Origin of the sequence: Glutamicibacter nicotianae (assembly GCF_016907615.1) — a bacterium.
Taxonomy (GTDB): Bacteria; Actinomycetota; Actinomycetes; order Actinomycetales; family Micrococcaceae; genus Glutamicibacter; species Glutamicibacter nicotianae.
This window is the reverse complement of the sequence record NZ_JAFBCH010000001.1, coordinates 394,079-409,819: the sequence shown is the minus strand read 5'-3', so window position 1 is coordinate 409,819 and position 15,741 is coordinate 394,079. Positions and strand designations below refer to the sequence as shown.

The window sequence follows — 15,741 nt, the reverse complement described above, 5'->3', positions numbered from 1 at the left end:
CCAATGACCCTGCACCGATTCTGATCGGTGCACCTTGTTCATTTCGGCTTCCGGCTTCGGTATCCTTATTCCGGCTCCCCTGCGACCGTGAGCCGAACCACGAGCGGATCGCCGCGATGCACGATCCATAGGAAACTGCTGCCTGCCAATAGGCGCCCAGGACCACTAAGGGCGGTTCAGCTATGAGTGACTTCGACGAAAAGAGATTCCACTACGCGCCGCTGCACGGCGAGTACGAGTCTGGAACTTTCCCTGTGCTGCCGCATAAGATGGCTAGCAATCTGAAGGCAATGTCGATTGCAGCGGTCTGCGACATGGATGAGACCCTGACGGACAATTTGAGGCCAAGCATCAGCGTGAAAATCACGCAGTGCATTTTGATGAGCGATGGGTCGATGATCAGTTTAGATCTGGCTCGTGGTTTCACAGCCATATCCCATGGGCCCGGACCTGCCAGGTGGAGGCGGTCGTCAGATGAGCTGATTGCTGAGATTCTCGATTTGGTGCGGGTCGACGACCCGGAAAACCCCGGTGAGCATCCGTGGGACGAAATTGCCGCTGCGGCCCAAAGCCGCGGCATCGAGATCGACGCTGCGCAGTTGAAGCAGTTGCCGTACCAGGTCCTGCTCAGCGACAAAGTGATCCGGACATTTGAGATCTAGGACTTCCCGAACGGCTCCCGACCTTCTGGTGCTGAGGGGTTAATTCCTGTTCTCCGCCCTGCTACACTCTTTGGCATGGATACCTACTAAGCCAGCCAATGACCCTGCACCGATTCTGTACGGTGCAACTTGTTCATTTCGGCTACCGGCTTCGGTATCCTTTTCTTTCCGGCCCCTCTTCGAGGTTGAGCCATTTCTGTGATCCCCCAAGTCGGCAGCCCCTTCGCATTAGCGGGAGGAACCTGCATGCCTTTGACACCACCCATTACCCTGAACCATCTCAGCTTCGCCTGGCCCTCGGGAGAAATCGCCCTGGCCAACTTGGACGGCACTTTTCCCTCCGGACGGACCGGGCTGATCGGCGCCAATGGCAGCGGCAAATCGACGTTGCTGAAACTGATCGCCGGGCAGCTGCACCCAACCAGCGGAACGGCGGAAACGAGCGCACCGCTGAGCTACCTTCCGCAAACGCTGGCTTTGGAACAGGACGCTACTGTCGCCGAGCTGCTCGGGATACAGCGGATCCTGGCCGCCTTGGAAGCCATCGAGTCCGGCAGTGTGGACCCCGCGCATTTCGATGCAGTGGGCGCCAACTGGGATGTGGAAGCCCGGGTTCGCGCCGAACTGGAGCCGCTGGGTTTCAGCGGCCTGGATCTGGGCCGGAAGGCATCCACGCTATCGGGCGGCGAAGCGATGCTGCTGGCAGTGACCGGGCTGCGCATCGCCGATTCACCCATCACCTTGCTCGACGAGCCGACGAATAACCTCGATCGTCCCACCCGCGAATTGCTCTACGAGCTGGTCCGCACCTGGAAGGGCACGCTGGTCGTGGTGAGCCACGATATCGAGCTGCTCGAATTCATGGAGCACACGGTGGAGCTCTACGACGGGAAGCTCAGCGTTTACGGAGGGCCGTACAGCGCATTTCGCGAGCAGCTGGAAACCGAGCAGCTGGCAGCCGAGCAAGCCGCCAGAACCGCCCAGGCCTCCCTGAAGGTGGAAAAGCGCCAGCGCGTCGAAGCGGAAACCAAGTTGGCCCGCGCCAAGCGCAAGGGGCGTACTACCCAGCTTTCCGGGGGCATGCCGAAGATCCTGGCAAACCATCTTCGCCAGAAATCCGAGGCAAACGCCGGGAAGATGCGATCACACCTGGATGGCAAGGTCGAGTCCGCCCAAGCACGGCTCGACGAAGCCGATCAGCGGGTACGCCAGGTCGAGCACATCAATATCAAGTTGCCCGACCCGAAGCTGCCCGCCGGCAAGCAGGTTGCCGTGCTGGGTTCAGCGCAAGACCAGTTCACCATCCAGGGAGCCGAACGCGTAGGACTTGTCGGACCCAACGGTTCGGGGAAAACCACGCTGCTCAGGCAGATGCTCGCAGGCGTTGCTCCGGGCAGCGGTCTGGGCGGAAAGCTCTTCGTGGACCGCGTCGGGTATTTGCCACAGCGTCTGGAGGGCCTGGACGGACAGCTGAGCGCCATGGAGAATGTGGCGTCGGTGGCGCCAGCGGCCACGTCGAACGATGTGCGCCAGATGCTTGCCCGGCTGCTGCTTCGCGGAGCCAGTGCCGACCGCCCCTTGTCGGCGCTTTCCGGCGGCGAGCGATTCAGGGTCTACCTGGCGACGCTGCTGATGGCCGAACCCACGCCGCAGCTGCTGATCCTCGACGAGCCCACGAATAATCTGGATGTGGACAGCGTGCGCCAGCTCAGCGAGGCACTGGGCGCCTACAAAGGTGCGTTGCTGGTAGTCAGCCACGATCAGCATTTCCTGTCGCAGCTGGATCTGGACTATTTGCTGGAAACCGGTCCCGGGGGAACCTTGGCGAAGTCCTATCCGGATCCGGTTTGATAACCCCACGGCGGTGTGCTGCCGGTTTAGACTTGTTCAAAGCACACCGCCGAGGACCCCGAAAGCAAGTTGAACATGTCCTACCCCCAGCGCACCGTCGAAGTCGTCAACACCGGCCTCGTGATCGACCAGTCCGCGACCCTGCTCTGGCAGGACATCAAACGCGCCTTCATCTATGAAACGGGATCCGGCCAGGAAGCACTTACCTGCGCAGAATTCATGCTGGTTGAGGGATACAGCGTGGAAATCAATAGCCAGATGCCCGGCTGGGACGTGGCCATTGAGCACCTGCCGCGGCGCATTGAGAACCTGGTCGACGAACGCTAGCAACCAATAGGAGCACCCATGGCTACGATCGTTCTTTTCCATCACGTCCAGGGCCTGACCCCTGGAGTGGAGCAGATGGCCGCAGAATTGCGTGCGGCCGGCCACACGGTGCACCCGGTGGACCTGTTCGCGGGCAAGCTTCCCAAGGACGTGGAAGCCGGCATCCAGCTGGCCAACAAGGTCGGCGAGGACAAGATCCAGCAGCGCGTGGACAAGCTGTTCAAGAACCTGCCCGAAGAGCTGGTATACATCGGCACCTCGTGGGGCGCCGCGCTGGCCCAGCAATGCGCGCAGCAACGACCCGGCGCCGTCGCCGCGGTCCTGCTGGAATCCTTTGTGGACCTGGAAGCCGAGTGGAGTTTCGGGCCGTGGCCGGAAGGCGTGCCGGTGCAGATCCACGGCATGGACCAGGATCCGTTCTTCGCGAAGGAAGGCGATCTGGAAGCGGCGCAGCGCTTCGCCAGCAACGAGGGCGAAGGGCTCGCCGAGCTGTTCACCTATCCCGGCGACAAGCACCTGTTCACCGACAGTTCCCTTCCGTCCCACGACCCGCAGGCTCGCGCACTAGTGATGGAGCGCATCAAGAAGTTCTTGGCCGACGTCTGAGGACGCCCGCCGGCCGAGGACCTGGAACTGCTGCCGCAGCTATTTTCCCAGCGCAGCGAAGAAGCCGATGATTGCCGCAGAAACCGCAGCAGGCTGCTCGTCCACGACGAAATGCCCTGCGTGATCGATCGTCGCCAGGTTCACGTCAGTACCGTAACGGGTGGTGTCGGAGAAAATCCGCTGCGTGATAGCCGGCGGGAAACCGGCGTCATCGGCGCCGAAGACGAACAGCGTGGGCATGGCCAGCCGGTCCGCGCGGTACTTTCCGCTGATGATCCTTCCCAGCCCGTGCAGGGCCATCCGGCGGCACAGCAGTTCGGTCGCTCGGGCGTTGGCTTCGCAGCGCATCACCGAGGCATACTGCTCGAATACGTCGGGGTCCAGCGGTTTCACCCTGAAGACCGGTGAGAAGAAGTGGCGGGTCATCCGTCCAGAACGCATGAGCCATGGGCCCAGGCCGGGTGTCGAGAGTGCTTCCTAGTGCCATAGGTGCCGCATGCCGGGCACCATGCCCAGCTGGAAGCGCATCTGCAGCGGAGGCACGGCGATCATGACCTGGCTCTGGATCATCCCGGATGCGCCAAAGCCAGCTGGAATGCGGAAATCGCCCCCATGTCGTGGCTGACCATGCGTACCGTGCCCAATCCGAGCCGTTCCAGCAGCTCAAGCAGGTCCCGGTACCGGCTCGTCCGGTCGATGTTCCGGTACGGCAGCTGGCTCCAGCCTTCGCCGCGCAGGTCCGGGGCGATGGCACGGTATCCGGCGGCCGCAAGGGCGGGCATCACCTCTCGCCATTCCCACCACGTCTGGCCGAATCCTGCCAGAAGGAGCACCGGCGCGCCGGCCCCCATGGTTGCCACATGCATGTGCCCGTCGGCAAGCTCGACATATTCGTGCTTGACGCCCTGCGCCGCCGGCATGTCTGGCATGGCCTGGTTTTGTGTTTTCATGCTGCATCCCCGCCACAGCTCAATCCATGCGAACCATGCCAGCTCGTCATCGAGCCCAAATAGCAGGGAGCGTGAAGGTCCTGAATGGTCGCTCCATCCCGTATCCGGTGCCCGCGTCGGGTCAGGTTCGGGACGGCAGTGCAAGTGCGTCGGCTCGGCGTCTTGCGGCCGGCCGCGCATAGAACGGTCGCTGGACGCCGCGCTCCAGATCCTCGGCGAACAGGGAGTCAGGGCGTTGAGCCACGCGCGCATCGACCGCACCGCCGGGTTGCCGCAAGGATCCACCTCGAATTATTTCCGCACTCGCCAGGCGCTGATCGAGGGCGTCGCTTCGCATCTGGCGCGACGTGAGCGCGAAGACTTCGAGCAGGCCGCTCCGCTGCTTGACCGGGAGGCGGCCGAGGAAGCCTTCACCAGGCTTCTGGAAGTCCAAAGCGGGCCCTTCCGCACCCGTACGCTCGCGCGCTATACGCTGTTCATCGACCTGACGCATTCCCCGGAACTCGTCGCGCCACTGAAGGACAATCGGAAAATCTTCGAAAACTGGACAACCGCGACACTGGCCGCGCTGGGCGCCAAAGACCCTCTGGGCTGCACGGGATTCATCATGGCCACGCTCGACGGCGCTGCTGCATCGGATCACCGTCGACGACTCGATGGATTTCGTTCCGGTCGTCCGCCGCGCGCTGGCTGCCTGCCTCGATGGCTGGCGGGCACAAACCCGAAGAGTTGGGTTCAGTGATTCCCGGCTAAAAAAGCAGCCCCTCCTGGCTTGGATACTTCCAAACCAGGAGGGGCGTTCTGTGCGCCCTGCGGGGATCGAACCCGCGACCAATGGATTAAAAGTCCAGTGCTCTACCAGCTGAGCTAAAGGCGCACGGCACAAGGCCAAAATCCATACTACCTGATGGACCGGCATGATCATTAATCGGCGCATTCCGCACCGTGGTAGCCCGTAATTCCCGCTTGATCTTGGGGGTTGCAAGCTAAATCACCTGTTGGCAAAGAACTCAGGTTCAGCGAGTATTCTGGAGCGCATGAGAGGTGCACGTGCAGGATCAAAAGTTGCCCAGGATGCGGGATTCCGCCATCACAAGCCACGCCCCTTCGCGCCGGAAGATTTCGAGCCCTACGAAGGAGGCGCTGACCCGGCGCGCGTCTCCGAGGCCGCCCATTTGTCCGCCCAGGCTTTCGTGCAACGCGGCATTGCCAACAACGACCCCGAAGTTTCACGCCGGCTGATCGCCGTTGCCGAGGAAGAGGGCTTGGAAGTTCTCGCTGAGCTGTGGAGCGAAGCTCCCGCCCACTCCCTGCCCGGCGCGCTGTGGCGCCTGTATGCGGTACGCGCGGCCACCATGGGCAAGCCGGAAGTGCACGCGGCACGGTTCCAGGCAGGAGCCCACCGTGCCCAGGTCGAACGCATCGTCGCCGGGGTGGCTGAACCGCCGACCGCCGAAGAAATGAAGAAGATGACCGGGTCGATTCTCTCCGGCGCCTTCAACGGAGACTTCGCACACGCCCTGGAACGCACTGCCGCCTATTGCCGGGTCGTGGCCCTTGGCATGACCGAGCATGCCGATGCCGCAGATTTCTCCAACAGCGACCGGGGAACGAAGCTGACCCAGCAGGCCAAGGCGCTGACGGCTACGGCCGCTGATCTGGAAGTCTGCGCCCGGCTGTGGCGCCAGGACGCATTGGACTGAAAGGCGCTCCCGCGCCATTAGGATGGATTGAGGAAGTTACCCCTCAGTTCTAGGCAGGTGGGTGTGGGCGCCGCATCGAGGACCAACTCTTCAGGACTCGTACGCTGGTTGCTGATCTTGATCGCGACGGCGCTGCTATCCCAAACAGCGCTGAACCTCATCCGGCCGGTCACCACCTACAAGCTCATCTCCTTCGGCTCCGGCGCGTTTACCGTCGGCGTGGTGACTGCCGCCTATGCGATCCTTCCGCTGTTCACCGCGATGATGCTGGGCCGGGTCAGTTCGCGCATCCGCAGGATCCGGTTCCTGATGGTTGCCGGCGTCGCCCTCTTGGCCGCCGGCGGCATCGGCATCAACTTCTCGCCAAATGCCCTGACCGTGGCGCTGGCCAGCGCCGTGCTGGGGCTTGGGCACCTGATGTTCACCATTGGAGGGCAATCGTCGATTGCCCGGTTCTTCCCCGACAGCGATCTGGACAAGGGGTTCGGCTGGTTCACTGCGGCCTATGCCGCTGGGCAATTCATCGGGCCGCTGATCGGCGGAATGGTGCTCGGCTCCGACACCGACGCGCTCTCCGCCGAGCGCGTTGCCGATATCAGCCTGTCGCTGTGGATTGCCGCCGGGTGCTCGCTGCTGGCTGTCCCCTTCCTGCTTCCGAGCTGGCAGCCGAGGATCTCCAAAACGGCGTCGCAGACCCGTCCGCCGAAGTCCAAGGCCTCCATTCCCTCGGTGCTGCGCATCAAGGGCATGGCCTCGCACATGTTCGCCTCGATGACCTTGCTGGCGATGCTGGACATCCTCACCGCATTCTTGCCGCTGGTGGCGGAGAAACATGGCGTCACACCGGAAAATGTTGGTGTGCTTTTGGCCATTCGAGGTTTCGCTTCAGTTATTTCGCGGCTATTCATCCCGAAGCTCTCGGCCCACTTCGAACGCAACCACCTGCTGGTCACCAGCTTGTGGGCTTCGGGCATTGCCATCGCCCTGGCGCCGGCGTTCATCGATTCGCTCTGGGCCGCCGGGGCGGCGCTGCTGGTCGGCGGCTTCTTCCTGGGACTGGGCCAGCCGATGACCATGACGATGATTTCCACGTCGGTGCCGGCGATGGACCGCGGTGCCGCATTGGCCGTCAGGCTCATGGGAAACCGCGTCGGACAAGTAGCTTTGCCGGTTATCTCAAGCACTGTAGCCGCCGGGTTGGGTCCAGCTGGCGCGATCTGGTTCTGCTGCGCGCTGCTCTGCCTGAGCGGAGCAGAGAAGGGCCTTCGCCGGTAGCGTGAGAAACCGCACGAGCACCGCCCCGGCGGTTGACAGCGCACCGGTCAGGCGAGAACACTAGATACCGGTGCCGGGCTGCTGGTAACCCCGGGCTCCAAAATTCTGCCGCTTCGAGCGGCCTTCCGCCGAGAGGCGTTCCCGGTCCGGCACCATCAAGTACCCGGCGTTCACTTCCGCGTCGTAAACTGTTCTGCGTTGGTTCCAATAGCAGTCGAATCGAATGGTGCGCCAAAACGTGAAGTTCCAGATCTTTCCCTCCGCCTCGCGCGGCATCGAGTTGCTGTGTGGGTTGGCGACGACCATTCGCACCTCCGTTGCCAATGTCGCCGAAATGATCGGCTCACCCGACACCCGTGCAGATCAGCTGCGGGATTTGGCCGCCGCGGAAGCCGAGGCCTCCGACCTGGTGCACGCGGTGCTCACCCACCTTCGAACCAGCTATATCAGCCCGCTGCCCCGCGAAGACATGTACACCCTCTCGCGCTTGCTGCACGAAACCATGGAGCAGCTGCGCGGCACCGGCGAGCTGATCATGACCGTTGGCTCCACCCCGCTCTCCGAGCGTTCCTCGGAGCAGCTCGAACTCATTTCGCAGCTGGCCGAGCTGGCTTCCGATTCGGTCCAGCGCCTGCACAACCTCGATGATCTGGAGGACAACTGGCTGCAGATGCTGCAGTTCTCCAAGCGCGCGGCGCGCACCCACCTGGTGTGGGTCAACGAGATCTCGAAGTTCGCCAAGGCGGGCACCATCCACCGCCACCAGCGCGTGGCCGACCACCTGATGCTCACGGCCAACACCCTGCGCCAGTTTGCCGACCACCTCGGTCGCGTGCTGGTGAAGGAGTCCTAGGGACATGACCATCCTTTCGGTCCTCACCGGAATCGCGATCGTCCTCACGCTGGGCTATGGCGTGCTCAACGGCTTCAGGGATGCCTCCACCGCCGTAGCCGCCTCGGTGCGCACCAGGGCGCTGCGCCCGGCCGTCGCGGTCTCCGTGGCGGCAGTATTCGCCTTCCTCGGCACCTTGGCCACCTCGGGGCTGAGCGTGGCGCTGGTGGACAAGCTGAATTTCAACGTCCCCGATGGCGTCGTCGGACTGAAGCTGCTGATCTGCGGCCTGCTGACCGCCGGAGCCTGGGGCCTGTATTGCTGGTGGCGCGGCTTGCCGGTCAGTTCCACCCATGCGTTGCTCTCCGGCCTGGTGGGCGCCAGCGGCGCCTCGGCCTTCATGGGCGACCTGTCGGTATCCGGCGCTTGGGGGCTGCTGCTCGGCTCGGTGCTGCTGCCCCTGCTGATCACCCCGGTGATTGCCTACCTGCTGTCCTATGTGCTGGTGATTCCGGCGACCTGGCTGATGCGCCATAATTCCTCGCGTTCGGTCAACAACGGCTCGCGCGCAGGCCAGGCCATTGCCGCCTGCGCGGTAGCGCTGGGGCTGGGGCTGCAAGATGGCCAGCGCACCGGCGCGATGATCGCACTGGTGCTGATCACCGGGCATGCGATGGACCCGGGACCCGTGACCTGGGCCATCCAGCTGGCCGCCGGCACGGCGCTGGGCCTCGGCGTGCTGCTGGGCGGATGGCGCATCACCTACACGCTCGGCCGCCGCCTGGTGAACTTCGATCCGCTGCGCGGCATGATCGCCCAGGGAGTTGCCGCGGCGTTGCTGTTCCTCGGCTCGCTGGTCCTGCACCTGCCGCTGTCCACCACGCAGGCGGTCACCAGCGGCATCGTCGGCGCCGGCAATAACCAGGCTTTCGAATCGGTGGTGTGGCGCAATGTCACCAAGGTGCTGCTGCACTGGGTGCTGACCCCGGTGGCCTGCGTTGCTTGCGGCGCGATCCTGACCTTGGCGGTGCACCCGCTGCTGGGCAACGCCTAGTCTTCACCTGGAATGAAGAGGTCTTCGATCTTGCACCCGAAGACCGCTGAAAGCTTGAAGGCCAGCGGCAAGGACGGGTCGTAACGGCCCTTTTCCAGTGAGATAATCGTCTGCCGCGAGACGCCAAGCAGGTCCGCCAACGCCTGTTGGGAGAACCCGTGTTCCTTGCGGTATTCGCTGAGGTTGTTCTCCACTAGCTTTCGGCTCGCTTACTCGGCTGCACGAAGCGCGAGCGGGCCGATGCTACGGCGCGGGAATCGGAATCGCGCTTGTGCATCAGCCTTCCACCTTCTTGATCACCAGGTAGCGCACGAGCACGTCCACGGCAGCCAGCAGCACGACCCCGACAAGCAGCATCACCGGATCTACGTCAATGCGCAGCAAGCCCAGCGCCATGGCGCCTAGCCCGCACAGGGCGATCAGATCATGAAATGCTCCGAAAACCGCCTTTTCGTACCATTTTCCCTCGATGGATGAGTCCGGATCCCGCACGGCTCCGGCCAGGGTATCCCTGTCCAGCATGAATACCCAGCACAAGGCGGAGGCAGCGGGCAGCGTCATCAGTGCAAAGACCAGCCCGGCCAGCATCTTGCGCTGCTGATCGGCCTCGGGGCCGAATGTCAACCAGATCAGCGCCATGGCAGCGCAGAGGACCAGCCCCCCGAGCAGTGACAGGATGATCAGCAGGGCTGTCGATCCGCCGAATCGCGAACGGCCCCACTTGCTTTGACCAACTGACTCTTTTGAATCCACCGTTATCCCCTTTCCGATAAATGTAAACCTCACTTTACTGACAAGGTCGCTTTACAGTCAAGGGTGCTTTACGTGAATGGTTAAAGTGCAGCGGCGCACCGCAATCGGTGCGCCGCTGGCGGTGATCCCCTCCAGGATCCCCGGAAGACCCCCCTTCCGGTCCGTCTACCGCCGACTCAAGGAGCGGCGGTATCCGAAATCTTTATCCGAAGCGTCCGGAGACGTAATCCTCGGTGGCCTTCTGCTCCGGGTTGGAGAAGATGGCTGCGGTGTCGTTGTACTCGATGAGCTTGCCCGGCTTGCCGGTGCCGGCGATGTTGAAGAACGCGGTCTTGTCGCTCACGCGGGCGGCCTGCTGCATATTGTGGGTCACGATCACCACGGTGTAGTCGTTCTTCAGCTCGTTGATCAGGTCCTCGATGGCCAGGGTGGAGATCGGGTCCAGTGCCGAGCACGGCTCGTCCATCAGGATCACGTCAGGCTTGACCGCAATGGTGCGGGCGATGCACAGTCGCTGCTGCTGGCCGCCGGAAAGACCCGAGCCCGGCTTGTCCAGGCGGTCCTTGACCTCATTCCAGAGGTTCGCCCCGCGCAGCGACTTCTCCACCAGCGCGTCGGCGTCGGACTTGGAGATCTTCTTGCCGTTCAGCTTCACGCCGGCCAGCACGTTGTCCTTGATGGACATGGTCGGGAACGGGTTCGGACGCTGGAAGACCATGCCGATCTGGCTGCGCACGGTCACCGGGTCCACGCCCGCGCCGTACAGGTCGTCGCCGTCCAGCAGGACCTGGCCCTCGACGCGGCCTCCGGGGATAACCTCGTGCATGCGGTTCAGGGTTCGCAGGAAGGTGGACTTGCCGCAACCCGATGGGCCGATGAATGCGGTGACCGACTTCGGCTCGATGTTGATCGAGACGCCTTCAACGGCGAGGAACTTGGAGTAGTAGACGTTCAGGTCATTGACGTCGATGCGTTTTGCCATGATGTAATCCTTGAAAAAGTTTGGGTTTGTCCGGACCGGAGCCTAGGCTCAACGGCCCTTCTTTGGGGCGAAGATCGAAGCGACCAGGCGGGCGAGGAGGTTCAACGCCATCACCATGAGGATCAGCAGCAGGGCTGCGGCCCAGGCGCGCTGCACCGATGGGTCGATGTTCGTCGGGCTGGTCGGGGTCAGGATCTGGTAGTAGATGAAGGTCGGCAGCGTGGACATCCAGTTCGCGAAGACGTTCAGGTTGATGTTGCTTGCGATGCCGGCGGTGACCAGGATCGGTGCGGTCTCGCCGATCACGCGGGCGATGGCCAGGGTGACACCGGAGGCGATACCGGAGATCGCGGTCGGGATGACCACCTTCAAGATGGTGCGCCAGCGGCGCACGCCCAGTGCGTAGGATGCCTCGCGCAGCTCGTTCGGGACGATCTTGAGCATTTCCTCGGTGGAGCGGACCACCGTCGGGATCATCAGCACGCTCAACGCGACCGCTGCGACAATGCCCATGCGGGCGTTCGGGCCCAGGATCATGCCGAAGAAGGCCGCCGCGAACAGGCCGGCGACGATCGAGGGAATGCCGGTCATCACGTCGACAAAGAAGGTGATCGCCTTGGACAGCGCCTTGCCCTGGCCGTATTCCACCAGGTAGACAGCGGTCAGCATGCCAACCGGAACGGAGATCAGGGTAGCCCACAGGGTGATCAGCAAGGTGCCCATCACCGCGTGGTACGCGCCGCCGACCACCGGGGTGCCATTGGCGACGGTTTCGTTGTCCACCGCGCCGGTCACACCGTTCATGGAGCTGAACAGGAAGTGGCTGTTCATGCCCGGCATGCCCTTTTCCAGCACCGTGAAGAGCACGGATACCAGCGGGATCACTGCCACGATGAAGGCGGCGTAGATCAGGTAGGTCCACATCGCGTTCTTGCCGCGGCGCTTGCCTTCGGCAACGGTGGTGATTACCGAGGCGGCCACCAGGAAGATGATCGCGGAGTAGATGGCGAAGGAGGCCACGTTGAAGCCGGTTAGCGTGGACGCTGCCGCGCCGATGATGATGGAGCCTGCGGCGATGGCCCAGATGGCCCATTTCGGCAGCTTGCCCTTGGCCAGGGAGTTGCGCTTGCGCACCGGAGGAGTCGGCTTGCCCGAGGTGCTGTTCTGGTTAGTTGTCATGGTGCTCATCAGTTGGCTCCCGAGAATTCCTTGTGGCGGGCGATGATTCCACGAGCGATCATGTTCACGATCAGGGTGATCAGGAACAGGACCAGGCCGGCGGCGATCAGCTCTGCCAGGCGCAGGCCGAAGGCCTCAGGGAAGTTCAAGGCGATTTCCGCGGCGATCGTCTGGTTGCCGGTCTTGATCAGCGATGGGATCAGGTTGCCGGTGGAAAGCACCAGCGCGACGGCCATGGTTTCACCCAGGGCGCGGCCCAGGCCCAGCATGACGGCGGAGATGATGCCAGGGCGGGCGAAGGGGATCACCGCGGTGGTGATCATTTCCCAGCGGGTTGCCCCTAGGGCGAGGGCGGCCTCTTCGTGCAGCTTCGGAGTCTGCAGGAAGATTTCGCGGCTCAGCGAAGTGATGATCGGCAGCACCATCACTGCCAGCACGATGCCGGCGGTGAGCATGGTCTTGCCGGTCTGGCTGGCCGGGCCTTCGAAGAGCGGGATGAAGCCCAGGTTCTTGGCCAGCCATTCGTAGCCTGGAACCAGAGCCGGAGCGAGCACCATGTAGCCCCACGCGCCGTAGATCACCGAGGGGATCGCGGCGAGCAGGTCGATCAGGTAGCCCAGCGGGCCGGCGACCTTGCGTGGAGCGAAGTGCGAGATGAACAGTGCCACGCCGATGCCGATCGGGGTGGCGATCAGCAGCGCGATAGCCGCTGCGATAACGGTGCCGATGACAATCGGCCAGATGTAGGCGAAGAATCCTTCGCCGCCGGAAATCTCAGCCGGATCGGCTAAGAACGTCGGCAGGGCTTGGATCAGCAAGAAGACCGCGACCGCGAAGAGCGTGATCAGGATCAGGACACCGGCAGCCAGTGCGGCGCCGGAGAAGACCTTGTCACCAGCGCGGCCGGAAGTCGATGACTTGCTTGTCAAAGCATTGGTAGTCATGGCTAGAGCCTTTACGAAACGGGGGTGATGCAGTTTTCACTGCGGGGGTGGAGGGGTACTGCTGGTGCGGGTGGTTGAGTTCGGCCACCCGCACCTGTTGCCGGTTGCCCGGCGGGGTACTACTCGGCGACGGTGATGCCGTCGATCGACTTCTTGGCCTTCTCGGCGATGGATGCCGAAATTGGGGCGTTGCCTGCCGAAGCCTGGGCGGTCTTCTGGCCGTCTTCGGAGATGACGTAGTTGCCGAAGGCCTTGACCAGATCAGCGGTTGCCTGGTCCTTGTAGCTGCTGCAGAAGATGTGGTACGAAACCAGGACGATTGGGTAAGTGCCCGCTTCGGTGGTGTCGCGCTCTAGATCCAGGGCCAGGTCGTTCTCGGCCGCACCTTCAACCGGGGTTGCGGTCTCGAGGGCCTTGGCAGCTGCCTCGGCGGAGATCTTGGTGTACTCATCGCCAACCTTGACGTTCACGGTGGACAGGTTGCCCACTGCGGAGAAGTCAGCGTAGGTGATGGCGCCGTTGGTCGAAGTGGTGGTCGAAACCACGCCGGAGGTGCCCTTGGCGTTCTCCGACTGGATGTCACTTGGCCAGTCGCCGGAGACATCGTAGGTCCAGACATCAGCCGCTGCGGCCTTCAGGTACTCGACGAAGTTCTCGGTGGTGCCGGACTCGTCGTTGCGGTGCACAACGGTGATTGCGGTATCAGGCAGCTCCACGTCCGGGTTCTGCTTGGCAATGGCCTCATCGTTCCACTTGGTGATTTCCTTCTTGAACACCTTGGCGATGGTGGCTGCGTCCATGTTGATCTCTTCAACGCCTTCGAGGTTGAAGGCGATCGCGATCGGCGAGACGTAAGCTGGGATGTTGAATGCGCCTTCTGGGCCGCAAACTTCCTTGGCCTTGGCGGCCTCGTCTTCCTTCAGGTAGGCATCCGAGCCGGCGAACTGCGCGCCGCCTGCCAGGAATGCTTCGCGGCCTGCGCCGGAGCCGTCTGGCGAGTACTGCACGTTGGCGTCCGGGTTGGCAGCCTTGAAGCCGGTGGCCCATGCTTCCATGGCCGAGTTCTGGCTGGATGCGCCGATGCCGGTCAGCGTACCGGTGACACCGGATGCAGCAGAGGTCTCTGCGCCTTCGGAACCGGCAGCGGCGGTTGGGTTATCCGAGCCGCAAGCGGTCAGTGCGAGTGCTGCGACGGAAAGAACGGCAGCTGCGCTGCCAAAGCGGTTGAGCTTCACGAGATTTACTCCCCATGTTGGTAGATCGATGTAAAACTTTCAGCGGCTTCTCTCCGCTTCATCTACGACGTTAAGGATCGAAAGTAACCAGCTTCCCCGGCGAAGGTGAACAGAAGGTTAACAACTTGTCCACAGGCAGGTGATCCTGCTCACCAGCGCAATATCCCGGCAGCTTCTGCCATCTGGGACCGAACGCATGGAAGACTGAAGCCATGGCAACTACACGGAAGGCCAAGCGCATGCCAGCGCATGTATTGGGCTTCTTATCCCAGCGCAATCGCGCCGGGCTGATACGCTCGCGCAATTCCCTGCCTCGAATCCTGCGCATGACCCTCGGCGCAATCGGCGCCTTCTGGATCGCCGAAAGCATCTGGGGGCATTCCCAGCCGATTTTCGCGGCCACCAGCGCACTGGTTTCCCTGGGCTTCGGCGCCTCCACCACGGTGCGCAAAACTGCCGAGGTCGCCCTGGGATGCACCCTCGGCGTGGCCCTGGGCGACACCCTCATGCACTGGTTCGGGCAGGGTATCTGGCAGGCCGCGCTGGTGATGTCGCTCAGCCTGGTCATAGCCCGCTACCTGGATTCAGGTGCCATCTTCTCCACCCAGCTGGGTATGCAATCGGCACTGGTGGTGCTGCTGCCAATCAGCGCCGACGGCCCATTTGCCCGTTCCATCGATGCCCTGACCGGTTCCCTGCTCGCCCTGCTGGTCATTATTTTCTGGCCCACCGACCCGAGGCGCAGTCCGGTTTCCGCATTATCGGATTTGTTCAAGGAGCTTTCCGAAGCGCTTTTGGAATGCTCCTGGGCCATCCGCGACGATGACCGGCGCTCCGCATTCCACGCGCTGATCAAGGCACGCGGCACCCAGAAGCATCTGGACAAGCTGCCAGCCGCCTTCCGCGCGTCCAAGGAAATCGCCACGATTTCCCCCGCCGGGCGGCGCCACCGCCACGAGCTGAACCGGCTGTCCAAGCGCTTCAACCACTACGACTGGGCCGCCCGCAACTCGCGGGTTTTCGCCCGGCGGCTGGCTTCCGTGCTCAGTAACAGCGCGCTGACCCCGGAAGGCGCGCAAACCCTGGCTCCGCTGATGCGCGAGCTGTCCGAGGCGGTCAACACCTTGGCGCACTCGGTGCGCGAGACCACGGTGGCGGGCCAGCGCAAATACGAGAAGTCCGCGCAGCTGCAGCTCGAAGGTGTCGCCGCTCAGCTGGATCCGCGCGCCCTCGGCGTCGAAGGGCTCCAGGGCGAAGGCCTTGTCCTGCTGCTGCGCCCGCTGGTGGTGGATCTGCTCGAGGCAGCCGGCCGCGTGCACGAGGAAGCCATCGAAGTGCTGCCCAAGCTCTCCTGAACAAAAATGTCCGCATGGCTCGATAGCATTGAG

Annotated in this window: 19 protein-coding genes and 1 tRNA gene; 10 read left to right on the top strand and 10 right to left on the bottom strand. The window is 63.0% G+C overall.

Annotated elements, in window-relative coordinates; all coding sequences use genetic code 11:
- The first annotated feature begins 182 nt into the window (after window positions 1-182).
- From JOE62_RS02060 to JOE62_RS02045, 4 genes are all read left to right on the top strand, one after another.
- Window positions 183-662 (top strand): hypothetical protein, encoded by a 480-nt coding sequence (locus tag JOE62_RS02060; protein ID WP_204719935.1) that lies wholly within the window; start codon window positions 183-185, stop codon window positions 660-662.
- Between the two features lie 246 nt (window positions 663-908).
- Window positions 909-2,513: an ABC-F family ATP-binding cassette domain-containing protein gene (locus JOE62_RS02055; protein WP_204719933.1), complete on the top strand. Its 1,605-nt coding sequence runs from the start codon at window positions 909-911 to the stop codon at window positions 2,511-2,513.
- Between the two features lie 75 nt (window positions 2,514-2,588).
- The gene (locus JOE62_RS02050; RefSeq protein ID WP_038993609.1) at window positions 2,589-2,840 is read left to right on the top strand and encodes a hypothetical protein; all 252 of its coding nucleotides are present in this window, start codon (window positions 2,589-2,591) and stop codon (window positions 2,838-2,840) included.
- A gap of 18 nt (window positions 2,841-2,858) precedes the next feature.
- Window positions 2,859-3,446, top strand: a complete 588-nt coding sequence (locus JOE62_RS02045) for a dienelactone hydrolase family protein (protein ID WP_204719931.1) — start codon at window positions 2,859-2,861, stop codon at window positions 3,444-3,446.
- Between the two features lie 39 nt (window positions 3,447-3,485).
- On the opposite strand, the gene JOE62_RS02040 is transcribed toward JOE62_RS02045, so the two are convergent.
- Complete coding sequence (locus JOE62_RS02040) at window positions 3,486-3,887, bottom strand: alpha/beta fold hydrolase (RefSeq protein WP_204719929.1); 402 nt, start codon at window positions 3,885-3,887, stop codon at window positions 3,486-3,488.
- 125 nt (window positions 3,888-4,012) lie between these two features.
- Entirely contained in the window at window positions 4,013-4,396 is a 384-nt protein-coding gene (locus JOE62_RS02035) for an alpha/beta fold hydrolase (protein ID WP_204719927.1), read from the bottom strand.
- 235 nt (window positions 4,397-4,631) lie between these two features.
- On the opposite strand from JOE62_RS02035, the gene JOE62_RS02030 reads away from it, so the two are divergent.
- Window positions 4,632-5,138 carry a TetR/AcrR family transcriptional regulator gene (locus JOE62_RS02030; protein WP_204719925.1) on the top strand — a complete coding sequence of 169 codons (507 nt, stop codon included), beginning with the start codon at window positions 4,632-4,634 and terminating at the stop codon, window positions 5,136-5,138.
- Window positions 5,139-5,200: 62 nt separating this feature from the next.
- Here JOE62_RS02030 and JOE62_RS02025 read toward each other — a convergent pair.
- A tRNA-Lys gene (locus JOE62_RS02025) sits at window positions 5,201-5,273 on the bottom strand.
- 160 nt (window positions 5,274-5,433) lie between these two features.
- Here JOE62_RS02025 and JOE62_RS02020 point away from each other — a divergent pair.
- Together JOE62_RS02020 and JOE62_RS02015 are read left to right on the top strand one after the other, a co-directional pair.
- The gene (locus JOE62_RS02020) at window positions 5,434-6,099 is read left to right on the top strand and encodes a hypothetical protein (RefSeq protein WP_204719923.1); all 666 of its coding nucleotides are present in this window, start codon (window positions 5,434-5,436) and stop codon (window positions 6,097-6,099) included.
- Between the two features lie 108 nt (window positions 6,100-6,207).
- A complete protein-coding gene (locus JOE62_RS02015; protein ID WP_239543134.1) occupies window positions 6,208-7,374 on the top strand; it encodes an MFS transporter in 1,167 nt (388 codons plus the stop codon).
- A gap of 60 nt (window positions 7,375-7,434) precedes the next feature.
- Here JOE62_RS02015 and JOE62_RS02010 read toward each other — a convergent pair whose 3' ends face one another.
- Window positions 7,435-7,680 (bottom strand): hypothetical protein, encoded by a 246-nt coding sequence (locus JOE62_RS02010; RefSeq protein ID WP_204723338.1) that lies wholly within the window; start codon window positions 7,678-7,680, stop codon window positions 7,435-7,437.
- A 28-nt stretch (window positions 7,681-7,708) separates the two neighbouring features.
- On the opposite strand from JOE62_RS02010, the gene JOE62_RS02005 reads away from it, so the two are divergent.
- On the top strand, window positions 7,709-8,227 hold the full coding sequence (locus JOE62_RS02005; protein WP_239543131.1) for a hypothetical protein: 519 nt from the start codon (window positions 7,709-7,711) through the stop codon (window positions 8,225-8,227).
- A 4-nt stretch (window positions 8,228-8,231) separates the two neighbouring features.
- The gene (locus JOE62_RS02000; protein WP_204719919.1) at window positions 8,232-9,260 is read left to right on the top strand and encodes an inorganic phosphate transporter; all 1,029 of its coding nucleotides are present in this window, start codon (window positions 8,232-8,234) and stop codon (window positions 9,258-9,260) included.
- Here JOE62_RS02000 and JOE62_RS01995 read toward each other — a convergent pair.
- The 6 genes from JOE62_RS01995 to pstS all read right to left on the bottom strand — a co-directional run bounded on the left by JOE62_RS01995 (window position 9,257) and on the right by pstS (window position 14,353).
- Window positions 9,257-9,454, bottom strand: coding sequence for a helix-turn-helix transcriptional regulator (locus tag JOE62_RS01995; protein WP_133835042.1), 198 nt, complete (start codon window positions 9,452-9,454; stop codon window positions 9,257-9,259). The two genes, JOE62_RS02000 and JOE62_RS01995, sit on opposite strands and share 4 nt — an antisense overlap.
- A gap of 82 nt (window positions 9,455-9,536) precedes the next feature.
- Window positions 9,537-10,013 (bottom strand): hypothetical protein, encoded by a 477-nt coding sequence (locus tag JOE62_RS01990; RefSeq protein ID WP_204719917.1) that lies wholly within the window; start codon window positions 10,011-10,013, stop codon window positions 9,537-9,539.
- 202 nt (window positions 10,014-10,215) lie between these two features.
- Window positions 10,216-10,995, bottom strand: a complete 780-nt coding sequence (gene pstB, locus JOE62_RS01985) for a phosphate ABC transporter ATP-binding protein PstB (protein WP_038993599.1) — start codon at window positions 10,993-10,995, stop codon at window positions 10,216-10,218.
- 48 nt (window positions 10,996-11,043) lie between these two features.
- Window positions 11,044-12,183, bottom strand: coding sequence for a phosphate ABC transporter permease PstA (gene pstA, locus JOE62_RS01980; RefSeq protein WP_204719915.1), 1,140 nt, complete (start codon window positions 12,181-12,183; stop codon window positions 11,044-11,046).
- Window positions 12,183-13,118, bottom strand: coding sequence for a phosphate ABC transporter permease subunit PstC (gene pstC / locus JOE62_RS01975; protein WP_204719913.1), 936 nt, complete (start codon window positions 13,116-13,118; stop codon window positions 12,183-12,185). Before pstC ends, pstA begins: the two co-directional genes overlap by 1 nt.
- Before the next feature lie 119 nt (window positions 13,119-13,237).
- Complete coding sequence (pstS, locus tag JOE62_RS01970; RefSeq protein WP_038993596.1) at window positions 13,238-14,353, bottom strand: phosphate ABC transporter substrate-binding protein PstS; 1,116 nt, start codon at window positions 14,351-14,353, stop codon at window positions 13,238-13,240.
- A gap of 212 nt (window positions 14,354-14,565) precedes the next feature.
- Here pstS and JOE62_RS01965 point away from each other — a divergent pair, with 212 nt between their 5' ends.
- Entirely contained in the window at window positions 14,566-15,708 is a 1,143-nt protein-coding gene (locus JOE62_RS01965; RefSeq protein ID WP_204719911.1) for an FUSC family protein, read from the top strand.
- Window positions 15,709-15,741: the final 33 nt, after the last annotated feature.

What these genes read in the sequence shown, in the direction of transcription:
- JOE62_RS02000 (WP_204719919.1), top strand. Translation starts at nt 8,232, where the DNA reads ATGACCATCCTTTCGGTCCTCACCGGAATCGCGATCGTCCTCACGCTG.
- JOE62_RS02020 (WP_204719923.1), top strand. Translation starts at nt 5,434, where the DNA reads ATGAGAGGTGCACGTGCAGGATCAAAAGTTGCCCAGGATGCGGGATTC.
- JOE62_RS02010 (WP_204723338.1), bottom strand. Translation starts at nt 7,680, where the DNA reads ATGGTCGTCGCCAACCCACACAGCAACTCGATGCCGCGCGAGGCGGAG.
- JOE62_RS02050 (WP_038993609.1), top strand. Translation starts at nt 2,589, where the DNA reads ATGTCCTACCCCCAGCGCACCGTCGAAGTCGTCAACACCGGCCTCGTG.
- JOE62_RS02005 (WP_239543131.1), top strand. Translation starts at nt 7,709, where the DNA reads ATGATCGGCTCACCCGACACCCGTGCAGATCAGCTGCGGGATTTGGCC.
- pstC (WP_204719913.1), bottom strand. Translation starts at nt 13,118, where the DNA reads ATGACTACCAATGCTTTGACAAGCAAGTCATCGACTTCCGGCCGCGCT.
- pstB (WP_038993599.1), bottom strand. Translation starts at nt 10,995, where the DNA reads ATGGCAAAACGCATCGACGTCAATGACCTGAACGTCTACTACTCCAAG.
- JOE62_RS02060 (WP_204719935.1), top strand. Translation starts at nt 183, where the DNA reads ATGAGTGACTTCGACGAAAAGAGATTCCACTACGCGCCGCTGCACGGC.
- JOE62_RS02035 (WP_204719927.1), bottom strand. Translation starts at nt 4,396, where the DNA reads ATGAAAACACAAAACCAGGCCATGCCAGACATGCCGGCGGCGCAGGGC.
- pstA (WP_204719915.1), bottom strand. Translation starts at nt 12,183, where the DNA reads ATGAGCACCATGACAACTAACCAGAACAGCACCTCGGGCAAGCCGACT.
- JOE62_RS02045 (WP_204719931.1), top strand. Translation starts at nt 2,859, where the DNA reads ATGGCTACGATCGTTCTTTTCCATCACGTCCAGGGCCTGACCCCTGGA.
- JOE62_RS02040 (WP_204719929.1), bottom strand. Translation starts at nt 3,887, where the DNA reads ATGCGTTCTGGACGGATGACCCGCCACTTCTTCTCACCGGTCTTCAGG.
- JOE62_RS02055 (WP_204719933.1), top strand. Translation starts at nt 909, where the DNA reads ATGCCTTTGACACCACCCATTACCCTGAACCATCTCAGCTTCGCCTGG.
- JOE62_RS01965 (WP_204719911.1), top strand. Translation starts at nt 14,566, where the DNA reads ATGGCAACTACACGGAAGGCCAAGCGCATGCCAGCGCATGTATTGGGC.